This window comes from Paraburkholderia sabiae (genome assembly GCF_030412785.1).
Lineage (GTDB): Bacteria > Pseudomonadota > Gammaproteobacteria > Burkholderiales > Burkholderiaceae > Paraburkholderia > Paraburkholderia sabiae.
This window is the reverse complement of the sequence record NZ_CP125295.1, coordinates 5,918,055-5,937,464: the sequence shown is the minus strand read 5'-3', so window position 1 is coordinate 5,937,464 and position 19,410 is coordinate 5,918,055. Positions and strand designations below refer to the sequence as shown.

Sequence of the window (19,410 nt, the reverse complement as noted above, 5' to 3'; positions counted from 1 at the left end):
TGTCGTTCAGGACGCGAGCATGTGCTCGACGAGTTCGACCCAATGCACGACAGGCGTGGAGGTGCCGCTTTGCAGATGCGCGATACAACCCACATTCGCGGACACGACGATCTGCGGCTCCTGTGCCTTCAGTTTTTCCAGCTTCTGGTTGCGCAATGCGTACGACAGCGCGGGCTGCGTGAGCGAATAGGTGCCGGCCGAGCCGCAGCACAGATGGCTGTCGGCGGGAAGCCTGACTTCGATGCCCAGCGCCGTCAGCAGATGCTCGACCTTGCCGCGAATCTGCTGGCCATGCTGCAGCGTGCAGGGCGGGTGATACGCAACCGTATGAATCGCGCGGCGTCGCGTGAGCGGTGTCAACGCTTCTTCGAAGTCCGGCAGGATTTCGCTGATATCGCGCGTCAGTTCAACAATGCGTTTTGCTTTTTCCGCGTACACAGGGTCGTTGCGCATCAGGTGCGCGTATTCCTTGACGGTCGCACCGCAGCCGGACGCGTTCATCACGATCGCTTCCGCGCCCTGTTCGACGTGCGGCCACCAGGCGTCGATGTTCTGACGCACGTCGTCGAGCGCTTCGTCGTTGTAGCCGAGATGCAGACGGATCGCACCGCAGCAACCCGCTTCTGGCGCAATCACGGTCTGAATGCCGAGCGCGTCGAGCACACGCGCTGTCGCGATGTTGACGTTCGGCATCATCGCAGGCTGCACGCAACCCGCGAGCATCAGCATTTTGCGCGGATGCGTGGCCGTCGGCCATTCGAGCTGACGCTGGCGCTGTGGAACCTTGTCGCGCAGCTTCTTCGGCAGCAGCGGGCGAAAGTGCTGGCCGAGGCGCATCGCGGGCGTGAACAGCGTGCTGTTGGGTACGAAGCTCGCGAGGACGCGGCGCATCAGGCGCTGGCCGAACGGACGCGGCACTTTCTCTTCGGTGAGCTTGCGGCCAATTTCAACGAGCTTGCCGTACTGAACGCCGGAAGGGCAGGTGGATTCGCAATTGCGGCACGTCAGGCAACGATCCAGATGCAGCTGCGTGCTGCGCGTGACGGGCGTGCCTTCCACCATCTGCTTGATCAGATAGATGCGTCCGCGTGGACCGTCGAGTTCGTCGCCGAGCAGTTGATAGGTCGGGCAGGTGGCCGTGCAGAACCCGCAATGCACGCATTTGCGCAGGATGGCGTCGGCTTCTTCACCGTCGGGTGTGTTGCGGATGAAGTCGGCGAGGTTGGTTTGCATCGCGCGCGCTCAGAAGTCGGGGTACAGCCGGCCGCGATTGAAGATGCGGGCTGGGTCGAAGGTGGCTTTCAGGCCGCGATGGATCTTCATCAGCGGAGCGGGCAGCGGGGTGAATACGCCAGCGCCACGGTCATAACCGTGGCCGGTGCGGAAGATCGTCGCGTGGCCGCCCGCCTGTTTCGCGCTGATGCGTACGGTTTGCGCGTCGGCGTCGGTGATCCACCAGCGTTGTGCGCCGCCCCATTCCATCAACTGCGCGCCGGGCAATTGCAGCGGCTCGGTGATGGTCGGCAGCGCGAGACGCCAGAGCGCGGACTTCGGCGCGATGGCCGCGAAGAACGGATCGGTCTGTTCGCGCAACCCGGCCCAGAAGCGTTCGGCTTCCACTGCATCGACCACTTCGCCGCCCAGCGACGTGCGCGCCGATTTGACGGCCGCTTCGGCGCCGCCCAGACGCACGGCGAGCGTGCCGTGGCGCCACGCGCTGCCCGTGATCGGCAACGGACGGCCGCCCCATTCGTTGAGCTTGCGCACGGCATCCGTGCCGTTCATGTCGAACTTGAGCGTGGCTTCCGCCTTCGGACGCGGCAGAACCTTGACGGATAACTCGAGGATCAGGCCGAGCGTGCCGAGCGAGCCGGCCATCAGCCGGGACACGTCGTAGCCAGCGACGTTCTTCACGACCTGGCCACCGAACGTCAGCACTTGCCCGTGACCGTTCATGACGACGGCACCGAGCACGAAGTCGCGCGCCGCGCCCGCCGAATGACGGCGCGGTCCCGCGATGCCCGCTGCGATGCAGCCGCCGAGCGTCGCTTGCGGTCCGAAATGAGGCGGCTCGAAAGCGAGCATCTGATCGTGTTCGGCGAGCGCCGCTTCGATTTCGAGGAGCGGTGTGCCGGCGCGCGCCGTGACCACCAGCTCGGCGGGATCGTACGCGATGATGCCGCGATGTGCGCGCGTGTCGAGGACCTCACCCTGCAATGACTGGCCGTACCAGTCCTTCGTGCCGCCGCCACGGATGCGGATCGGCTGCTCCGCGGCCGTGGCCGCGCGAACCCGTTCCGACCACGCGGCGACGATGTCGTCCTCTTTCATGGTGCGTTGCTTCGTTGTAGTGCTTTCGATTGTACCGAGGCAAGCCGCGCCCGCAACCCGGTTCAGACCCGTATCGAAGGGTTTGCTGCTTTTATGCGTTATGACGATGCAACGACGATGCAGGCGCCATGAAGCCGTAGCTGCATGGCGCTCGCTGCTTAGCTCACAAACTAAGGTTCACAAACTAAGGCTCACAAACTAAGGCTCAGAAACCAGTGCTCAGAATCGCGGCAGTTCCGGATGAGGCAGCAGCCCGCCCCGCACATGCATCTTTCCGTACTCGGCGCAGCGGGCTCGTGTCGGGATGCCTTTGTCGGGGTTGAGCAGGCAGGCGGGATCGAACGCGCGCTTGACCGCGTGGAACGCATCGCGCTCTTCCGGCGAAAACTGCACGCACATCGAATTGATCTTCTCGATGCCCACGCCATGTTCGCCCGTCACCGTCCCGCCCAGTTCGACGCATGTTTCGAGAATGTCGCAGCCGAAGGCCTCGGCGCGATGCCACTCGTCCAGGTCGTTGCCGTTGAAGAGGATCAGCGGATGCATGTTGCCGTCGCCCGCGTGGAACACGTTGATGCAGCGCAGGTTGTACTTCTTTTCCATCTCTTCGATACGTGCGAGCAGCGGTCCGATGCTGCGGCGCGGCACCGTGCCGTCCATGCAGTAGTAGTCGGGCGAGATGCGGCCGGCGGCGGGGAACGCGTTCTTGCGACCCGACCAGAACCGCAGGCGCTCGGCTTCCGTGCGCGAAATCTGGATGCGTGTCGCGCCGTGTTCGCGCAGCACGGCCGTCATGCGGACGATTTCTTCGCTGACTTCCTCGGGCGTCCCGTCCGATTCGCATAGCAGGATGGCGGCCGCGTCGAGGTCGTAGCCGGCGTTCACAAATTCTTCGACGGCGCGCGTCGCCGGCTTGTCCATCATTTCCAGACCGGCCGGGATGATGCCCGCGGCAATGATGCCCGCGACGGCATCGCCGCCTTTCACGACGTCGTCGAAACTTGCCATGATGACCTGCGACGCTTGCGGCTTCGGAATCAGTTTGACCGTGACTTCCGTGACGATCGCGAACATGCCTTCGCTGCCGATCACCACAGCAAGCAGATCGAGACCCGGCGCGTCCGGGCTCAGCGAGCCGAACTCGACGATCTCGCCTTCCATCGTGATCGCGCGCACGCGCATGACGTTGTGCACGGTCAGGCCGTACTTCAGGCAGTGCACACCGCCCGAATTTTCCGCGACATTGCCGCCGATCGTGCAGGCGATCTGCGACGAAGGATCGGGTGCGTAGTAAAGGCCATAAGGCGCGGCCGCTTCGGAGATCGACAGATTGCGCACGCCGGGCTGGACGGTCGCCGTGCGCGCGTACGGATCGACTTCGATGATCTTGCGAAAGCGCGCGAGCGACACGACGACGCCATGACGGATCGGCATCGCGCCGCCCGACAGGCTCGTGCCTGCACCGCGCGGCACGATGGGCACGTTCAGCCGATGGCAGATCTGCACGATGCGCTGCACCTGCGATTCCGTTTCAGGCAACGCAACGGCCAGCGGCAAACGACGATACGCGGCAAGGCCGTCGCATTCGTACGCGACCGTGTCTTCCTCGCGGTACAACAGGCAATGCGTTGGCAGCACGGCCATCAACGCCTGCACAACTTCGCGCTGACGCTGCGCGAGCATCTCGGGCGACAGCTCTGGGGACAGCTCGCCGGGTGCGTTCATGGAATGTCTCCTCCTTCGACGGCCGCGCGCGTCGTTGCGCAGCGCGGCCCGACATACGGTTACGCTAAGCCGCCCACGAAAAAATCTTGCCTGGATTCATCAGGTTGCGCGGATCGAGCGAACGCTTGATCGAGCGCATGACATCGACCGCGACGGGGCCGTGCTCTTCGAGCAGGAAGCCCATCTTGTGCAGGCCGACGCCATGCTCGCCCGTGCAGGTGCCGTCCATGCGCAGCGCGCGTTGCACGATGCGATGATTCAGGCGCTCCGCTTCCTCCAGCTCTTCGGGCTTATTCGGGTCGATCAGCATCGCGACGTGGAAGTTGCCGTCGCCGACGTGCCCGACGATCGGGCAGGGCAGCGGCGAAGTCTTCAGGTCTTCTTCCGTTTCGACCACGCATTCGGCGAGGCGCGAGATAGGCACGCAGACGTCGGTGGTGACGGCGCGACTGCCGGGCTTCAGCTGCAGCATCGCGAAGTAGGCGTTGTGACGCGCGTTCCACAGACGGCTACGGTCTTCCGGACGCGTCGCCCATTCGAAGCCTTCGCCCTTGTTCTGCGCGGCGAGTTCCTGCACGAGTTCTGCCTGTTCCTTCACGCCGGCTTCCGTGCCATGGAATTCGAAGAACAGCGTGGGCGCTTCGCGAAGCGTCAGATTCGAATGACGGTTGATCGAACGGACGGCGAGCGAATCGACGAACTCGACGCGCGCGATCGGCACGCCGATCTGGATGGTTTCGATGACGGCACGCACGGCGTCGCCCATCGACGGGAACGTGCACACGGCCGCCGACACCGCTTCCGGCTGCGGATACAGACGCACGGTGATTTCGGTGATCACGCCGAGCGTGCCTTCCGAACCGACGAACAGACGCGTGAGGTCATAGCCCGCCGACGACTTGCGTGCGCGCGTTCCCGTATGGATTACGCGGCCATCGGCCAGCACGACGGTCAGGCCGAGCACGTTTTCGCGCATCGTGCCGTAGCGCACGGCATTTGTGCCGGACGCGCGCGTGGCCGACATGCCGCCGATGCTGGCGTCCGCGCCCGGATCGATCGGGAAGAAAAGGCCTGTGTCGCGCAGCGCTTCGTTCAGTTGCTTGCGCGAGATGCCGGGCTCGACGGTGACGGTCAGATCTTCTGCGTTGATCGCAAGCACGCGGTTCATTTCGGAAAGATCGATCGACACGCCGCCTTGCACGGCAAGCAGGTGGCCTTCGAGCGAGGAGCCGTTGCCGTACGGAATGATGGGCACGTCGTATTGACCGCACAGCTTGACGATGGTCTGCACGTCTTCCGTACTGCGCGCGTAGACGACGGCGTCGGGCAGTTGCGGATCGAATGGCGATTCGTCGCGGCCATGATGGGCGCGGACGGCTTCGGACGTGGATACGCGTTCGCCGAATGCCGACTTGAGTGCAGTGAGAAGTTCAGCAGGAAAAGGGCGGCGCACGGGGGGCGGCGGCACGGGATGGTTCACCTGCGTCTCCTGGTGGCGAATGTTCTGATGGTTGCTGCCCATTTTACGCCCATAGACGGCCTGCGCGGCGCCATGCTTGCAGACCACCCGCTGCGAGCGCGAGGCACGGCATCCTTAATCCTTATAATGGATCGAAGCATTGACTGGCATGCACGCTGTATCCGGACGGATGCATCGCGGACCACTACGAGGACACGGACATCATGGGCAACCGCTTGAGCAAAATCGCGACGCGTACGGGCGACGACGGCACCACTGGTCTCGGCGACGGCAGCCGCGTGCGCAAGGACGACGCGCGTATCGCGGCGATCGGCGACGTCGACGAGTTGAACTCGAACATCGGCGTGTTGCTGTGCGAAACCTTGCCCGACGGGGTGCGCGCCGCGCTGACGATGATCCAGCACGACCTGTTCGATCTGGGCGGCGAGCTATGCATCCCGGGCCATTCGATGATCGCCGATTCGCATCTCGCGCAACTCGATACCTGGCTTGCTGAATACAACGAGACGCTGCCTCCGCTCAAGGAGTTCATCTTGCCCGCTGGCACGCGTGCGGCTTCGCTTGCTCATGTGTGCCGGACGGTTTGCCGGCGGGCGGAGCGGTCGATCGTTGCGCTTGGGGTTGTCGATGCGGTTAATGATGCGCCGCGTCGGTATGTGAACCGGTTATCTGATTTGCTTTTTGTGCTGGCACGCGTGCTGAATCGCGTGGATGGCGGTGGCGATGTGCTGTGGCGTCATGATCGCGGTGGGCGTGCGACGGATGTGTAACGGTGTTGGAGGGTGAGATTTGCTTACGTTTTCGCTGGCATCCGCGAATTCGTATCCGTACTTCATGCGTTGCCCCTGTGCGGGGCGGCACTTACTTTCTTTGCCGCCGCAAAGAAAGTAAGCAAAGAAAGCGGCTTCTAACCTCCGGTGTCTGCCAGGATACCGCTTCGGCATGCCGCAGTTGAGCTATCGCACAGCGACGCCAACACTCCGTAGAAAGCCCGTGATGAGGCGTGCGCAGCGCGAGAGATGACATCCACTTGGGGCACATCCGGTCGGCTTGTTTTTTGTGCGTTTGCCGTCCCGTTTGCGGCGGTATGTGCTCCATCCTGCGTGTGGGTTTTCGCGCCGTGCGCGGTTGACTGCGGGCTTTCTACAGAGTGCGGACGCCGCTGCGCGACAGTTCAAAGAACCTGTGCCGCAGCGCCATCCAGGCAGGCACCGTAGGTTCAAAAGCGGCTTTCTTTTGCCTACTTTTCTTTGCCGCGGTGTACAGACTGGAGACATAGCTGACAGGTGTACAGGGACATGGTTGACACTTTCGGGTAATCAAACGCCCGGATTCAACCATGCCCTGGGAAGCAAAAAACACCATGAATCTCCGCGAAGAATTCGTCAGCCTGGCCGCCACACAGGCCCTGTCATTCAGCGAGCTATGCCGGCGCTACCGGATCAGCCGCCAGACCGGCTACAAGTGGCTGGACCGTCACAAGGCCGAAGGCCCCGGCGGGCTGGCCGACCGCTCCCGACGCCCGCACCACAGCCCCCTGCGCTCACCTGAACACATCGAAGCGCGGGTGCTGGAACTGCGTCGCGAACATGGCTGGGGCGGACGCAAGATCGAACGGCGCCTGAAGGATCTGGGCGAGACAGAGGTGCCCGCGCCCGCCACGATCACCGAAATCCTGCGCCGCCATGGGCTCATCGATGAACAGGCGTCGCAGCAGCGCCAGCACTGGCAGCGCTTCGAGCACGCGCATCCGAACCTGCTGTGGCAGATGGACTTCAAGGGCGACGTCCAGACGCTGAAGGATGGGCGCTGCATGCCGCTGACGGTCATCGACGATCACTCGCGCTACAACCTCGTGCTGAGCGCCTGCTCGCGTACGACCACACAGGTCGTGCAGGCCGAGCTTGAGCGCGCGTTCCGCTGCTACGGGCTGCCCGCGCGCATCAACACCGACAACGGCGCGCCGTGGGGCTCGCCCAGCGCGCCGGGGCAGCTCACCGAACTCGCGGTCTGGCTGATCCGGCTGGGCATCCTGGTGAGCTACAGCCGGCCGTATCACCCGCAGACCAATGGTAAGGACGAACGGTTTCACCGCACGCTGAAGGCCGAAGTGCTGGACCGGCAGGCCTTCAGCACACATGCGCACATGCAGCAGGCACTGGATCGCTGGCGGCACGTGTACAACGTCGAACGTCCGCACGAGGCACTCGGGATGGCCACGCCCATCACGCGCTACGCGTGTAGCCTGCGCGCGATGCCCGAGCGGGTGCCCGAGCCCGAATACGGCCCCGGCGATGAAGTGTTGCGGGTCAATGCCAGCGGCGTGGTGCGCCTGCGCGGCCAGAAACTGAAGCTGTCGATCGCGCTCAAGGGGCTGCAGGTAGCCGCCCGCATGAGCGAGAAGGAAGACGGGGTGATCGAGATCTGGTTCGCCCATCAGCGGGTCGCAAAACTTGACCTGAAGACTCCCAAACCCTGACCATCAGGTGTCAACGATGTCCCCGTACAGGTGTCAACCATGTCTCCAGTCTGTACACCGCGGCAAAGAAAAGTAGGTGCCGCCCCGCACAGGGGCAACGCTAATAAACCGGCAACATCAAGCGGATGCCAACAAAAAAAACCGGCAACAATCAGTTGCCACTACCACGCGCGACGCGCCGCTGCTTAACAGCATCAGCGAGGCCCTCGAGCACGCCAACGCTGTCGTCCCAGCCGATACACGCATCAGTGATGCTCTGGCCATAAGTCAGCGCGCACCCGTCCTGCAAATCCTGCCGCCCCGCGACAAGATGTGACTCGACCATCACCCCGACGATGCGCTCGTCGCCCGCCGCGATCTGACGGCCGATGTCGGCGCACACGGGAATCTGGTTCTCGTGCTTCTTCGAGCTGTTCGCGTGGCTCGCGTCGATCATCAGGCGCGCGGCGAGGCCCGCCTTGCCGATGTCGCTGCACGCGGCATTCACGCTGTCCGCATCGTAGTTCGGCGCTTTACCGCCGCGCAGGATGATGTGGCAGTCCTCATTGCCCGCTGTCGAGACGATAGCCGAATGGCCGCCCTTCGTCACCGACAGGAAGTGGTGCGGCTGCGACGCGGCCTTGATCGCGTCGACGGCGATCTTCACGTTGCCGTCCGTGCCGTTCTTGAAGCCGACCGGGCACGACAGACCCGACGCAAGCTCGCGGTGCACCTGCGATTCCGTCGTGCGCGCGCCGATCGCGCCCCACGAGATCAGGTCGGCGATGTACTGCGGGCTGATCATGTCGAGGTATTCGGTGCCAGCGGGCAGGCCCAGCTCGTTGATCTTCATCAGCAGCTCGCGCGCGGTGCGCAGGCCGTCGTTGATCTTGAAGCTGTTGTCCATGTACGGGTCGTTGATGAGGCCTTTCCAGCCCACCGTCGTGCGCGGCTTTTCGAAGTACACGCGCATCACGACTTCCAGCTCACCAGCGAAACGCTTGCGCTGCTCGATCAGACGGCCCGCGTATTCCAGCGCGGCCTTCGTGTCGTGAATCGAGCAGGGCCCGACGATCACGATCAGCCGGTCGTCCATACCGTGCAGGATCCGATGCATCGATTGACGCGCGTTGAAGATCAGGTCCGACACCTTCTCGTCGCAAGGGAATTCGCGGATCAGGTGCGCGGGCGGCGTCAGTTCTTTCAGTTCGCGGATGCGGACATCGTCGGTATTGTGCGGGGGCATGGTTTTCTCCTCGATTCGAATCGTAGTGCGTGGCACGTTCGGGCGGTCTGCTGCGATTCAACGACGGCGCCGCGGCGAACAGGTCAACAGGCTAAAAAGGTCAAAGTCAAAGTTGTTAGGGACGAAAAAAAAACCGCCAGACTCGCTGGCGGTTTTTTCGGGAATTTCAGGTGCTTATGTACGTTCACACCCCTCTCGATCCGCCAGCGGTCTGAGATGCCCAAAAAAAGTAAAAATAAAACTTGGCGGACATGGCGAAAAAGGGATGGCTCGTCAAAAAGGTTGATTGGCTTTATAACCCGAGGTTTGCTCGGTTGGCAACCCGAAGGCAGTAAAAATGCGGAAAATCCGCACGAATCGATGAGTCAATGCATGATTCGTGCGGATGACGCAAATTCAGACCGTGCCGCCGACCGTCATCTTCTCGATGCGCAGCGTCGGCTGGCCGACGCCCACGGGCACGCTCTGGCCTTCCTTGCCGCACACGCCGACGCCCGTATCCAGTGACATGTCGTTGCCGATCATGCTCACGTACTTGAGCGATTCCGGGCCGCTGCCGATCAGCGTCGCGCCCTTGACGGGATACGTGATCTTGCCGTTTTCGATCATGTACGCCTCGGACGCCGAGAACACGAACTTGCCGTTCGTGATGTCGACCTGGCCGCCGCCGAAGTTCACCGCGTACAGGCCGTTCTTCACGGAGGCGATGATTTCCTGCGGATCCTTGTCGCCGTTGAGCATGTACGTGTTGGTCATGCGCGGCATCGGCAGCGCGGCGTACGATTCGCGGCGCGCGTTGCCCGTCACGGGCATCTTCATCAGACGCGCGTTCAGCGTGTCCTGGATGTAGCCCTTGAGAATGCCGTCTTCGATCAGCGTCGTGCACTGCGTCGGATTGCCTTCGTCGTCGATGTTCAGCGAACCGCGGCGGTTCGGCAGCGTGCCGTCGTCGACCACCGTCACGCCCTTGGCCGCGACCTGTTCGCCGATACGTCCCGCGAATGCCGACGAACCCTTACGGTTGAAGTCGCCTTCCAGACCGTGGCCGATCGCTTCGTGCAGCAGCACGCCGGGCCAGCCCGGTCCGAGCACGACCGTCATTGCGCCCGCGGGCGCAGGACGCGCGTCGAGATTGACGAGCGCCGCGTGGACCGCGTCGTCGACGTACTTCGACAGGAGTTCGTCGGTGAAATAGCCGTAGTCGTAGCGTCCGCCGCCGCCGCCGCTGCCGATTTCGCGGCGGCCGTTCTGTTCGGCGATCACCGTCACCGACACGCGCACGAGCGGGCGGATGTCCGCGGCCAGCGCGCCGTCGCTGCGCGCGACGAGCACGACGTCGTATTCGCCCGCGAGGCCCGCCATCACCTGCGTGATGCGCGGATCGCGGCTGCGCGCCATCTGTTCGATGCGCTCGAGCAGCTTGACCTTTGCGGTCGCGTCGAGCGAATGCAGCGGATCGGACGGCAGGTACAGATCGCGCCCGGACACACCCGTCAGCGTCGACGCCGCCTTGATCTTCTGCTTGCCGCCGCCAGCCTTCGCGATAGCACGCGTGGCGATCGCGGCCTGGCGGATCGCTTCGGGCGACAGGTCGTCCGAATAGGCGAATGCCGTGCGGTCACCCGACACGGCGCGCACGCCGACGCCCTGGTCGATGCTGAAGCTGCCCGACTTGACGATGCCTTCCTCGAGGCTCCATGCCTCGCTGCGCGTGGTCTGGAAGTAGAGGTCGGCGTAATCGACGCGATGCGTGAAGATTTCGGCGAGCGTGCGGGTCAGCACGGCTTCGTCGAGGCCATAGGGCGTGAGCAGCACGTCTTTGGCCGTCGCGAGATTACGGATGCTGGGTTCGATGATGTTCATGCGAAGTTCGCTCGATTCAGGGTATTCGGTTGCGTACACGCTATCAGATGGGTCACGACAGCGGCACTTTCAATGTATCGGTCCAGCAGATCAGCAGGTTAGTCGGGCAATCAGCTCAATACGCGGTGACGCCAGGCCGGCAGGCTTTGCCGCACTTCGTCGATGCGTGCGCGCTCGATGTTGCCCGCGACGACGCCCGCACCTTCGTCGCGCACGTCGAGAATCTCGCCCCACGGGTCGATCAGCATGCTGTGGCCCCACGTGCGCCGGCCGTTTTCATGCTTGCCGCCTTGCGCCGCGGCCAGCACGTAGCACTGGTTTTCGACGGCCCGCGCGCGCAGCAGCGTTTCCCAGTGCGCCCGACCCGTCGTGTACGTGAATGCGGACGGCACGACGATCAGCGCGCAGTCGCCCATGCGCCGGTACAGCTCGGGAAAGCGTAGATCGTAGCAGACGGACAGGCCCACGCGCCCAAACGGCGCATCGAACGTGCGGACCGTGTCGCCGGGGCGGATCGTGCGCGCTTCGTCGAACGATTCTTCGCCTTTCTCGAAGTTGAACAGATGGATCTTGTCGTAGCGCGCGGCCTCGTTGCCCTGCGGATCGAACACGAGCGTCGTGTTCAGCACGCGGGTTTCTTCGGGCGCCTTCAAAGGCAGCGTGCCGCCGATGATCCACACCTTATGCCGGCGCGCGGCATCGGCGAGAAACTGCTGGATTGGCCCGTCGCCATAGGATTCGCGCACGGTGAGCTTGTCGGTGTCCTTGAAGCCCATGAAGCAGAAATACTCGGGCAGCAGGACGAGCTGCGCGCCGTCGGCGGCGGCTTGCGCGATCAGGCGTTCAGCATCGGCGAGATTGCGGTCGCGCTCGGGCGTGCTCACCATCTGCAGCGCGGCGACGCGGAACGGACCAGCGTAGGAAGGAGACTGCGCGGACTGCGTGTTCAGGTCGCTCATAAGCGTTCGAAAAACTCCTGCAAGGGCAGTGCGGACAAGCGGAAACGGACAGCAATCTTGGACATTCAGCAACGCACGAAGCGGGCCAACACTCGCTGGAAGCGCCGCCATCGGCCTCAGTTCGGTGTCGCGATGGCGGCCGGCGCGTTCATATTACCGCTATCTCCGTGGACCCGCTCGACGTGCGGCTTGGCCCACGAACCCGTGATCGAGTAATCGCGCGCGAACGCATGTTCGATCGAATGCGACAGCGCGAGATCGCCCACCAGCGCGGCGAGCCCGAGCAGCGGATTGATCACGGCTGCCACGACGACGCCCGTGCCCGCGCTGATGGTCGGCACGATATGCACGTTCAGGTTCTGCGTTTCGTGGGTCAGATCGACGGTGCCTTTCATGTTGGCGCGCGCGGGCGCCGTCACCAGCTCGAAGTTGTTCGTCGAGCCGATGCCGTTCACGACCTGCGCCGTGCCCGTTACGTGTTCGAACGGCAGGCCTTCGCCGATCACGTCACGGAAGTCCATCTGCGCATAGCGCGCGAGGCTTTGCAGGCTCAGCACGCCGAGCAGCTTCGCGACACCGGGATCAACCTTGAGAATCTGTCCGTGCCGCAGATCGACGGCGAGATTGCCGTTGAGCGTCGGGTAGTCGGGCTTGGTCGGGCCGCCGCGCCAGGCGAGCTTGCCCGACAGCGAGCCTTCGCCTGCCTTGATCGTGCGCGGCAGGCCGGCGCGTTCGAGCAGCAGGCCCGCGTCCTTGATGTCCAGCTTGAAACCCAGTTCGGTGCTGCGCTCGGCTTCGTCGTCCTGATTCGCGCCGTAGTTACGGCCCGTGCGCCAGTTCGCCGTCGCCTTCAGGTCTGCGGCCGGGTTGCTGATTTCGAGCGAATCGAGTTGCCAGACGGGCGTGCCGTTGTCCTCGAAGTTATGCGCGTTGACCTCGAGCTTGCCGAGATTGCGCTCGCGCACGATCAGTTCGTTGACGACGAGGTCGATCGACGGAATGTTTTGCGCCGGCTGGTTGATCGCGGGGCCGAGCAGGTCGTTCTCGGTCGCCGAAGGAATCACGAGCCGCGCGAGCCGTGCCTGCAGCGTGCCCGGCGAACCCGGCTGCGCGCCCGGCAGCCACGACACGTGACCCGACACCTGGTTCGACGCGATGTTCGCCTGCCATTGCTTGTCGAAGTGAGACGCGCCGACCACCACGCTTTCCCAGTGACGCTTGAGCAGCGTCAGCGTGCCGATGTGGACCGCGAAGCGGTTCGGCATGAACTGCGCGGCCGTCGCGCTGGGCGGCACTGGCGCGACGCCTTCGTTGGCCTTGCGCATTTGCAGGAAGAGGGCGCGCCACGCGTCGGCGTCGAGTGCGTCAATGTCGACGGCGGCGATCACGCCTTCCGAGGGCAGGTCCGTGGTCCGGTTCACGCCGATCGCGCCGCGCACGACCTCGGGCGGCTGGCCGGGCGTGCGCTTCACCAGATACGTGGCCGCGATCGGGCCGAAGGTCAGGTCGGCGCGTTGCAGGTTCTCGCTATTCGCGTTGTCGCTGGCGTTCGTGACAGAGCCGACAGTCGGTTTGAACGTGAAGTCGAGCGGCATCGGCGTGCCGATCGGCTTGTCGAAGGGCGCCGGGAAATTGAGCGCGAGCCCCGTCAGGTCGGAATGGACGGCGACCTCGGGCAAACCGCCTTTCGCTCCGTGCACGCTGATGTTGTAGGGCGCGCTGCCGTTCATGCGCGTGAGCACCTGCGCGGGCAGGCCACGCAGATTGAGGTCGCGCGCGGCGTCGACAGCGACGTGACCGGACACGTCGAGCGCGTATGCGCCTTGCTGGTTCAGCCCGCCTTTCGCGTGTACGTCGCCGCCCATGAATTGCCCCGACAGCCCGTCGACCTGCGCCGTATGGTCGGTGAAGCGAACCTTGCCGCGCAGTTCCGACAGCGGCGGAACGTTGTCCATCGCGAGCCGGTCGTTCTCGAATGCGAGCGAACCTTCGACGGCCACATGCGTCTTCGGCGGCGTGACGCCTGGCGGCACGGGCGGGTTGCGCGGCACGGTCAGCTTGAGCGCGAGCGCCGCGGGGCCTTCGGCGTGCAGCTTTTCCGTCTGATGTTTCGCGAGGCCGCCGAGCGCGCTGTTGTTCACGTAGTCGAGCATGTCGGCGAGCGGCCCGCGTCCGTCGCCCGTGATGATCAGGCTCGACGCCCGGTTGCCCATGTCGTCGATCTTGCCCGCCACCGGGCCGAGCGCGACGCGCTTGTAGTGCGCGCGGTCGATGTCGAAACGCAGCAGCTGCTCTTTCAGCAGGAACGTGCCGTCGATGCCGTCGAGCGCGGGCCACACGTTCGGCGTGCCGTTTTTCATCGTGCGCGGCGGATACGGCGACGGATCGAAGCGGCCGCCCTTGAACGGCGCGACGATCTTGAAGACGCCCGCGCTGGGGTCGCGCGAGTAGGGGAATTTCTCGAGATTGCCGTGAATTTCGATCGTGGCGCCGCGCGAGATGCCCGCTTGCAGCCCGTGCGTCAGATAGATGCGCAGCCTTTCGCTGATGCTTGTCGGCAGGTAGCGGGTGATGCGCGTGACCTGCGCGCGCTCGAAGTCGGCTTTCAGATCGAGCGCGCCGCGTCCGCTGCCGACGTTCGAATAGCTGGCCGTCGCTTTGGCATCCACGTCCGCGTTCGATACCTTCAGTTCCGACACATCCACCTTGAACGCCTTGTGCCGTTGGCCGGGATCGATGGTCGACGCGATCGTCCACGCGCCCTTGCCGCTCAGGTGGTCGAACGTCAGGCGCGGATCGTCGAACACGCCGGGCAGCGTGAGCGCTGCGTTGGCCGTATCGATTGTGATCGCGCCGTGCTTTTCGTCGGCATCGACGCTGCCCCACAGATTCTCGACGCCCGGAATGCCGGCGCGCGGGTGATTGCGCGCGGTCAGGCCCGGCGGCGGTTCCTGCGCGGCGACGCTGATGCCCTGCAGATCGCCCTTGAACCGATAGCGGACGATCGGCTCCGCGCCCGGCTCGCGATGCTCGGTGGCCGCTTCGCCCGAATCCGGTTTGCCGCGTTCGACTTCGATCGTGTAGTTCGCCACCAGACCGCGCGGGTTGAAGCGCACGAGGCCGTTCAGCAGCCGCTTCGGCAGCGGCAGCGCGCGGCTGAACTCGGCGAGGATGCCGAGATCGACGCGGTCGCCCGTGATGCTGATCAGCTGGCCGTGCTGGACGCTCGGACTCCGCAAACGGCTCGACAGTGTGTGCAGCGCAAGAATGCGCGCGACGGGCGTGCCGTCGTCGAGCGGCGGCTGGCCGAGTTCGGCGCGCAGATCGTTGAGATCGAGCGTCCACTCGTCGCCGTCATGCGCGACGGCCCACGAAAAGCGCGCGACGGGCACGTCGAGCTTCGGCTGCGTCGGCTTCACGCGCAGCGCGATGTTGTTGCCCGACGCCTCGCCCGACGCCGAGCGCACGCGCCCTTGCGCGAACTGCAGCCAGATCTTGCTGGCGACACGGCCCGCGTACGTTTCGATCGGGAAGTCCATGTAGCGCGCGAGCATGGGGAGATCGACGGAGCCCGTCGAAATGTAGGCTTCGCCCGTCCAGTTGACCGGCTTGCCGATCGCCGCGAGCCGCGTATGACGGAAGTCCGCGCGGAAGTCGAGCGGTCCGAACAGCACCTTGCCGTCGGGCGGCGCCTGCAAAGCGAGCTTGTGATCGTAGCCGTCGCTGAGAATGGCGAGGCGGATGTTCTGCAGCGCGATTTCGGGCGCATCGCGGCGCGTGTCGTGCCAGCGCAGCGTGCCGCCGCGCAGGATCATCGCCTGCTGGCGCAGCAGCCACGTGCTGAACGTGTCGTTGCCCGAATGCGTGGTCGGCACCATCACGCCCGCGACGGTCAGCGAGCCGTCCGATTCGCGCTCGATCAGCAGATCCGGCTTGTCGACGATCACGCTCGACAGGATGGGCGCGAGCTTCCAGATGGACGACCACGACACCGTCGCGCTCGCATGCGGAATGGTCAGCGCGGCCCTGCCGTCGCTTTTGGTGATGGTGACGTCGGTGACTTCGAGGCCCGGCTGGAAGCCGGTCCAGTGCGGCGCAATCTTGCCGATCCTGAACTGCGCGTGGATCTTGTCGGAGATGGCCGTCTCGATTTGCGGACGGAACGAATCGACGCGCGGCAGCACGACATAGCGCAGGCCGAGTACGGCGAGCACGACGACGAAGTACAGGAACAGCGCGATGCCGAGCACGACGCGCAGCGTGTGGCGCAGCACTGCATGATCGCTCCCGCCTACGGGCTTGACGCGTCCAGCTTCGTGCGGGTCGGCGGATGAGTTTCGCTCGGACATGCTGCGACGGGGTAGGCGTATGGTAGTTTTGCGGTCTAACGACGAAATGTATCACACGGGCCAGCCGCCACGAACATATGGGTCGGCCTTTGTGGACAAGGCCACACGGGGTGTCGGCGGCGTGCGACGAGCAGCGGCTGCGATGGCCCGAAGCAGGAATCAAGCAACGAGCGAGCCAGATCTTTGATGACCGAACCATCCCTGTTGAGTTCCAGCTATTCGCACTACGCGTCCCGTGCCTACGCGGCACAGCCCGATCTCGCGGCCCGCGTGGCGGCGCTGACGGCGGCGCCCATCACCCGCGAGCGTATCGATGAGCGCCTCGATGCCTTGCTGAACGCATTGCGCGCGACGCCCGACGCGCCGCTCTCAGAAGACGCGCTGAAAAAGGCGCTGCGCCAGCTGCGCGCCGAAGTGTTCTGTGCGGTGATGGAGCGCGACCTGTCCCGTGCCGCCGATGTCGCCGAAGTGACGGGGACGATGACCGATCTGGCGGAAGCGACGGTCCAGCGCGCGATGGCGGTTGTGTCCGCCGATCTCGAAGCGCTTTTCGGCGAGCCGCGCGGCGCGCAGGGCGAACGGCTGTCGCTGGGCGTGGTCGGCATGGGCAAGCTGGGCGGACGCGAGCTGAACGTGTCGTCGGACATCGATCTGATTTTCGTCTACGAGGACGACGGCGAAACGACGGGCGGCCAGCGCTCGCCCATCGCGACTCAGGATTTTTTTACGCGACTCGGCAAGCGGCTGATCGCGGCGCTCGCCGAAGTGACGGCGGACGGCTACGTGTTTCGCGTCGACATGCGGCTGCGGCCGAACGGCGATTCGGGGCCGCTCGTGTGCAGCCTGGGCATGCTCGAAGAATATTTTTACGTGCAGGGCCGTGAGTGGGAGCGCTATGCGTGGATCAAGGGCCGCCTCGTGTCGGAGCACGCCAGCGATTCGGCGCGGCGCCTGTCGAAGCAGCTCGACGCGATCGTCAAGCCGTTCGTCTACCGGCGCTATCTGGACTTTGGCGTGATCAGCGCGATCCGCTCGCTGCATCTGCAGATTCGTCAGGAAGCGCAGCGGCGCGCGTCGATGCGCCCCGACAAGGCCGACGACATCAAGCTCGGCCGCGGCGGCATCCGTGAAATCGAATTCAGCGCGCAGGTGTTTCAACTGATCCGCGGCGGCCAGGACGCGGGCTTCCGCGTGCGTCCGACGCTCGCCGTGCTGCGCCACGCGGCCGCGCGCGGGCTCGTTTCGCCGGGCGTGTGCGCGGATCTGACGAGCGCCTATCTGTTTCTGCGCGATGTCGAACACCGTCTGCAATACAGAAACGACGCGCAGACCCACGCGATGCCTGTCGATCCCGCCGAGCGCGCGCATCTCGCTCAGGCGATGGGATTCGACGACTACGCGTCGCTGATGGCGAAGCTCGAAGCGCACCGCGAACTGGTCGAGCAGCAGTTCGACCAGATTTTCGCCGACAAGGTGAGCGGGCAGGGCGGCTGCGGCGCGCGCGAAGACGGCGCGGCCGTGTGGGTGTGGAGCAGCGCGCTCACTGACGACAGCGCCGACGAGGCGCTCGCCGCGCGGCTCGTCGAGCTGGGGATCGAGCGTCCTGCCGATCTGCTCGCGCGCCTGAAGGCCGTGTGGCAGTCGTCGCGTTATGCGGGGCTGGCGGAAAGCAGCCGCCAGCGCTTCGACATCGTCGCGCAACGGGCACTCGAAGCCGCGCACACGCTTGAGCCCGCCGAGCGGCGCGGCGATATTCTCGTGCGCCTGTTCGATCTGCTCGAAGCGGTCGGGCGGCGCGGCGCCTATCTCGCGCTGCTGACCGAGTATCCGCAGGCGCTGCATCGCGTGCTGTCGGTGCTCGGCGCGTCGCGCTGGGCGGCCGGTTATCTGATTCGCCATCCGCAACTGCTCGACGAACTGCTCGATGACGAAGCGATGGCGAGCCCGTTCGACTGGCCGGAGTTCAAGCGCACATTGCGCGCGCGGCTCGCGGCGGCCGACGGCGTCGAGCATCAGATGGATCTGCTGCGGCACGCGCACCAGGCTGAGGTGTTCCGCATTCTGCTGATCGACCTCGCGGGCAAGCTGAGCGTCGAGCATGTCAGCGACCGGCTGTCCGAACTCGCCGACGCCGTGCTCGACGTGACGATCGAAGCCGTCTGGAACCAGCTTGCCAAGCGCCATCGCCAGGTGCCGCGCTTCGCGATCATCGCGTACGGCAAGCTGGGCGGAAAGGAGCTCGGCTATGCGTCGGACCTCGATCTGATCTTCCTGTACGACGACGCCGACGACAACGCGTCCGATATCTACGCAACCTTCACGCGTCGCCTGATCACGTGGCTCACGACGGCGACGGGCGCGGGCACGCTGTTCGACGTGGATCTTCGGCTGCGGCCGAACGGCGAGTCGGGCCTGCTCGTCACCGATCTCGACGCATTCCGCCGCTACCAGTTGCGCGAAGGTGATGCGGCCAATACGGCGTGGGTTTGGGAGCACCAGGCACTGACGCGCGCACGCTATTGCGCGGGCGATCCGGGCATCGGCGCGCAGTTCGAGGCGATCCGCGAGCAGGTGCTGACGACGCCGCGCGATGCGGCCACGCTCTCTGCCGAGATCGTCGATATGCGGCGGCGCGTCGAGGAAGGTCATCCGAACCGGACCGAGCTGTTCGACCTCAAGCACGATCGAGGCGGCATGGTCGATATCGAGTTCGCGGTGCAGTACTGGGTCCTGCTGCACGCGGCGCGCGATCCCGAGCTGATCCGCAATACGGGGAATATCGCGCTGCTGCGCGAGGTGTCGCGCTTCGGGCTGATGAGCGGCGAGGAGGCGGATACGGTTGGCGCGGCTTACCGCACGTATCGGAAGCTCCAGCACAAGCTGCGGCTGGACGGCATGGAGAAGGCGCGGGTCGAGCCGCAGACGGTCGAGAAGGAGCGTGAAGCCGTGCTGCGGTTGTGGCGGCGCGTGTTCGGATAACTTCTGCCGACGCGACGCAA

At 64.7% G+C, this 19,410-nt stretch carries 11 protein-coding genes; 3 read left to right on the top strand and 8 right to left on the bottom strand.

Annotated features, from left to right (window positions below):
• Positions 1-6: 6 nt before the first annotated feature.
• The 4 genes from glcF to QEN71_RS26575 form a co-directional block, all read right to left on the bottom strand.
• Complete coding sequence (gene glcF, locus QEN71_RS26590) at positions 7-1,233, bottom strand: glycolate oxidase subunit GlcF (protein WP_201649013.1); 1,227 nt, start codon at positions 1,231-1,233, stop codon at positions 7-9.
• A gap of 9 nt (positions 1,234-1,242) precedes the next feature.
• Positions 1,243-2,331, bottom strand: a complete 1,089-nt coding sequence (glcE, locus tag QEN71_RS26585) for a glycolate oxidase subunit GlcE (RefSeq protein ID WP_201649012.1) — start codon at positions 2,329-2,331, stop codon at positions 1,243-1,245.
• Positions 2,332-2,550: 219 nt separating this feature from the next.
• Positions 2,551-4,056, bottom strand: coding sequence for an FAD-linked oxidase C-terminal domain-containing protein (locus QEN71_RS26580; RefSeq protein ID WP_201649011.1), 1,506 nt, complete (start codon positions 4,054-4,056; stop codon positions 2,551-2,553).
• Positions 4,057-4,120: 64 nt separating this feature from the next.
• On the bottom strand, positions 4,121-5,536 hold the full coding sequence (locus tag QEN71_RS26575) for an FAD-binding oxidoreductase (RefSeq protein WP_201649010.1): 1,416 nt from the start codon (positions 5,534-5,536) through the stop codon (positions 4,121-4,123).
• A gap of 203 nt (positions 5,537-5,739) precedes the next feature.
• On the opposite strand from QEN71_RS26575, the gene QEN71_RS26570 reads away from it, so the two are divergent.
• A complete protein-coding gene (locus QEN71_RS26570) occupies positions 5,740-6,306 on the top strand; it encodes a cob(I)yrinic acid a,c-diamide adenosyltransferase (protein WP_201649009.1) in 567 nt (188 codons plus the stop codon).
• A 569-nt stretch (positions 6,307-6,875) separates the two neighbouring features.
• Complete coding sequence (locus tag QEN71_RS26565; protein WP_290468217.1) at positions 6,876-8,015, top strand: IS481 family transposase; 1,140 nt, start codon at positions 6,876-6,878, stop codon at positions 8,013-8,015.
• Positions 8,016-8,166: 151 nt separating this feature from the next.
• Here the strand turns inward: QEN71_RS26565 and aroG are convergent, their stop codons facing one another.
• The 4 genes from aroG to QEN71_RS26545 form a co-directional block, all read right to left on the bottom strand.
• Positions 8,167-9,240 carry a 3-deoxy-7-phosphoheptulonate synthase AroG gene (aroG, locus tag QEN71_RS26560; protein WP_201650842.1) on the bottom strand — a complete coding sequence of 358 codons (1,074 nt, stop codon included), beginning with the start codon at positions 9,238-9,240 and terminating at the stop codon, positions 8,167-8,169.
• A 396-nt stretch (positions 9,241-9,636) separates the two neighbouring features.
• Positions 9,637-11,103 carry a metalloprotease TldD gene (tldD, locus tag QEN71_RS26555; RefSeq protein WP_201650843.1) on the bottom strand — a complete coding sequence of 489 codons (1,467 nt, stop codon included), beginning with the start codon at positions 11,101-11,103 and terminating at the stop codon, positions 9,637-9,639.
• 110 nt (positions 11,104-11,213) lie between these two features.
• Positions 11,214-12,062, bottom strand: coding sequence for a carbon-nitrogen hydrolase family protein (locus QEN71_RS26550; RefSeq protein ID WP_201650844.1), 849 nt, complete (start codon positions 12,060-12,062; stop codon positions 11,214-11,216).
• Between the two features lie 116 nt (positions 12,063-12,178).
• Positions 12,179-16,411 carry a YhdP family phospholipid transporter gene (locus QEN71_RS26545; protein WP_201650845.1) on the bottom strand — a complete coding sequence of 1,411 codons (4,233 nt, stop codon included), beginning with the start codon at positions 16,409-16,411 and terminating at the stop codon, positions 12,179-12,181.
• A gap of 186 nt (positions 16,412-16,597) precedes the next feature.
• On the opposite strand from QEN71_RS26545, the gene glnE reads away from it, so the two are divergent.
• Positions 16,598-19,390, top strand: coding sequence for a bifunctional [glutamate--ammonia ligase]-adenylyl-L-tyrosine phosphorylase/[glutamate--ammonia-ligase] adenylyltransferase (gene glnE / locus QEN71_RS26540; RefSeq protein ID WP_201650846.1), 2,793 nt, complete (start codon positions 16,598-16,600; stop codon positions 19,388-19,390).
• Positions 19,391-19,410: the final 20 nt, after the last annotated feature.